The 3,128-nt window shown below is 48.8% G+C and carries 4 protein-coding genes and 1 pseudogene; 3 read left to right on the top strand and 2 right to left on the bottom strand.

Features of this window, described 5'->3' with window-relative positions; all coding sequences use genetic code 11:
* Window positions 1-220 precede the first annotated feature (220 nt).
* The 3 genes from CBG25_RS08595 to CBG25_RS08605 are packed head-to-tail and all read left to right on the top strand — an operon-like array spanning window position 221 to window position 1,864.
* Window positions 221-454: a hypothetical protein gene (locus CBG25_RS08595; RefSeq protein WP_290606031.1), complete on the top strand. Its 234-nt coding sequence runs from the start codon at window positions 221-223 to the stop codon at window positions 452-454.
* A gap of 57 nt (window positions 455-511) precedes the next feature.
* Window positions 512-832, top strand: coding sequence for a helix-turn-helix domain-containing protein (locus CBG25_RS08600; RefSeq protein WP_290606033.1), 321 nt, complete (start codon window positions 512-514; stop codon window positions 830-832).
* Between the two features lie 12 nt (window positions 833-844).
* Complete coding sequence (locus CBG25_RS08605; protein WP_290606035.1) at window positions 845-1,864, top strand: helix-turn-helix domain-containing protein; 1,020 nt, start codon at window positions 845-847, stop codon at window positions 1,862-1,864.
* Window positions 1,865-1,893: 29 nt separating this feature from the next.
* On the opposite strand, the gene CBG25_RS08610 is transcribed toward CBG25_RS08605, so the two are convergent.
* Both CBG25_RS08610 and CBG25_RS08615 read right to left on the bottom strand, forming a co-directional pair.
* Window positions 1,894-2,661 carry a DNA adenine methylase gene (locus CBG25_RS08610; protein ID WP_290606037.1) on the bottom strand — a complete coding sequence of 256 codons (768 nt, stop codon included), beginning with the start codon at window positions 2,659-2,661 and terminating at the stop codon, window positions 1,894-1,896.
* Between the two features lie 255 nt (window positions 2,662-2,916).
* Window positions 2,917-3,128: pseudogene (locus CBG25_RS08615) on the bottom strand (hypothetical protein); the annotation flags it as partial.

Here is a 3,128-nt window from a genome sequence, read left to right on the forward strand (position 1 = left end):
AATTGCCCCCCCCCCCCCCGCAATCGTGATATTGTCCGCTGTATTCACAGACAGGGCAGTTGCGGTTTTTTTCTTTGCCATACAGCTCTCCTTTAGGCCGTTAGCAGCCAGTGGTTTTTCATTGTGATAAAGAATATACAAAAACAAACAAAAAAGACTTTACATTATTTTGCATGTTATCGTATATTTATTTTTAACTTTTTATAACGGAGATAACACCATGTCACTGCAACACCCCGCCGACTTTAAACGCAGTTTTTATAACCGTGTCTACCAAGATTACCCGACCGTGGCGGCGTGGGCGCGCCAATCCGGTTTCAAACCCTATCAGGTTTACATGTTGCTTGATGGCTCTTGCCAAGGCTGGCGCGGAGAAGGCCGCAAAATTAAACAGGCGATTGAACAGATAATGGGCTCCCCCATGCCATCGGGCAAAAAGCGCCATAAAAAATAACATTCGCCCGTTTCACTGACGGTATCACAATTTCCATTAATGAAAAAGAGGCATCCGATGAAAAACACCTTATTACTGCACCCATCTTCACGCACACGGCGGGCGCTACGTATTTTGAAAGCCATGAAAGGGCATTACCGCGAGGGTCTGTCCAATAAAGCCCTGGCAGAGCTTATTAAAGACTCTCCGGCCAATATCAGTCGTACCCTGCCGTTTTTAGTGGAAGAGGGCATGGTTGAGCAACGCATCAATGGGAATTACGCCCTGAGTGAAGAATTGATACAGATTGCCCTGGCCTTTTTTGATGAAACGGAACGGGCACAAATCAAGATGGCCGAAAGACGTGGGCGCTGCGCAGCATCACCGTCAAAGCCGTAAGAGGAAACAATCATGGGTAGAAAAGCGTTACCGATGCCGGCTGATATCACCCCCGAGCAACCGTTGGCACCGGATTTAATGAACAACCTTAACGCGCTGGCTGAACATCAGCAGGCCATTATGGACAAGTACGGCGAAGGCTTGCCCTATCAGCGCGAGCGCATTGTGCATGAAGCGCGCTTCTATATGGCACAGAGTGCCGAAGCCATGCTGGAGGCGGGTAAGCGGCTGATTATTCTAAAAGAGAATGAGCCGCATGGAGACTTTATGCGGATTGTCAAAGAACAGTTAGGGCTTGAACCGCGAATAGCACAAAAGATGGCACAAGCGGCTTTAAAATATTTATCTCCAGCCCTGTCTGCAAATGCGGAAACGTTTTCGCGTTTAGGACGCTCAAAACTCTATGAGCTGATGTTTGAAGATGATGAGGATTTAATCGAACTCGCCGAAGGTGGCACCATTGCTGGCCTGACACTGGATAATGTCGATCGGATGTCAGTCAGGGAGTTGAAGGCCGCATTACGTAAAGATGAAGCGGCGCTTAAACGCAGTCAGCAACTGGTAGCCGAAAAAGAAAAGCAGTTACAACAGTTGAGTCAGCAACTGGCTGGCAAAACCTCCATACCTACCGCGAATGATGAACAGGCTCCGCTCGATACCCAGCAGTGGATCACGCTGACGCTAGAAGGGGTGGGAGACCGTCTTAAATCAGAGCGCCTGAGGTTGGGACTCAGTCAGGAGATGTTCGCCGAACGCTGTGGAGTTAAAAAACTGACCCAGTACAACTACGAAAAAGGCGAGCGACACCCTGATACTGCCTACCTGATTGCAGCAAAGGCTATTGGGGTGGATTTGCTCTTTCTCGTTACTGGAGAGCGCAGTGATGAAGCCAGTGCGCTCGATGTGGTGCGCGATGAGGAGGAAGCGACTTTATTGACGACCTTCCGACACATCCCCGGTGAAACACGCGAGGTAGCACAACGTACACTGGCAGCCATGGCAGAGAAAAAAGCCGCCCGTCACCGCGCTTAACCTTTCCCCATTCCTAACCGAGAATGGGGTTATTTAACGGTAATAATCAGCTCATGCCGTTGCGTGGGCTGATTGCTATTGAGGCTATACCGAATCGGCACACTCTCCATGGTAAAGCTCTTAAATACGGCCCGCATTTCAGCAATATCATTGACGGAAATAATCATCATCCCCGCCAGGTCTCGTCCCATTTCCGCCAGTTTTTCATATTCTGCCAGATCAAAATCCACCCCATACCCCTCAGTACCCCAATACGGCGGATCGCAGTAAAAAAGGGTGTGCGGACGGTCATAACGGGCAATGCAGCTTGACCAATCGAGTTGTTCAATGGTGGTGCGAGACAATCGCAGATGCGCCAGTGACAGCTCTTCTTCCATGCGTAGCAGGTTCAGGCGTGGCCCACTGGTCGTGGTCACACCAAAGGTGTGCTCCGCCACCTTGCCGCCGAAAGCCTGTTTTTGCAGGTAATAGAAACGGGCCGCGCGCTGGATATCGGTTAAGGTCTCGGTCGGGGTCATTTTCAACCATTGATACATCGCTCTGCTGACCAGCGCCCATTTAAACTGGCGCATAAACTCTTCCAGATGGTGCTTGAGTACCCGATAGAGATTGACCAGTTCGCCGTTGATATCGTTAATCACTTCCGCCTTGCTGGGTGGCTTCATAAAGAAGAGCGCCGCCGCGCCACAAAATGGCTCCACGTAGCAGGTATGCGCCGGGAAGCGCGGTAAAATCTGTTTGGCTAGCCGCCGTTTACCGCCTATCCAGGGCAGTATTGGTAAAAAATGTTGGGTCATTGTCTGTAAGCCTGTTTCACTAATGGAAATTCGTGTAGACTCTTTCCTGTTCTCGAGAACGGAAAGCGCCACGGTTGACTCACAGGTATCCTCTGTGTGTTGGCGGCCTGTCAGGTGTTGTCGCACCCGACGGGTCGCGCTTTTTCTACTAACATACTGACGATTTAAAATTTAAATGAGGCATTCATGGATAAAGAATCAATTAAAAAACGGGTTGAAAATTTGAAGAAAAAAGATCACGAGTTTCGCACAAAACTAATTTGGGTACGCTAATAAAACACGGATGTGCTCAGCAATAGCATTTTTGATTACGTCCCAATTTTGTTGATAAAGGGTTATTTTTTCAGATATACGACGTTTATGTTGTTCAAACCACGCAGAAATAGCGAGAAAAATATGATTTCTTTGCGCTCGGCTCGTGCGAGCCTGACAGCGTTCAATACCACAATTTTGTTTAACTTCTCGAT

It is taken from the genome of Arsenophonus sp. ENCA (assembly GCF_002287155.1).
Classification (GTDB): Bacteria; Pseudomonadota; Gammaproteobacteria; order Enterobacterales; family Enterobacteriaceae; genus Arsenophonus; species Arsenophonus nilaparvatae.

What these genes read in the sequence shown, in the direction of transcription:
- CBG25_RS08595 (WP_290606031.1), top strand. Translation starts at nt 221, where the DNA reads ATGTCACTGCAACACCCCGCCGACTTTAAACGCAGTTTTTATAACCGT.
- CBG25_RS08600 (WP_290606033.1), top strand. Translation starts at nt 512, where the DNA reads ATGAAAAACACCTTATTACTGCACCCATCTTCACGCACACGGCGGGCG.
- CBG25_RS08605 (WP_290606035.1), top strand. Translation starts at nt 845, where the DNA reads ATGGGTAGAAAAGCGTTACCGATGCCGGCTGATATCACCCCCGAGCAA.
- CBG25_RS08610 (WP_290606037.1), bottom strand. Translation starts at nt 2,661, where the DNA reads ATGACCCAACATTTTTTACCAATACTGCCCTGGATAGGCGGTAAACGG.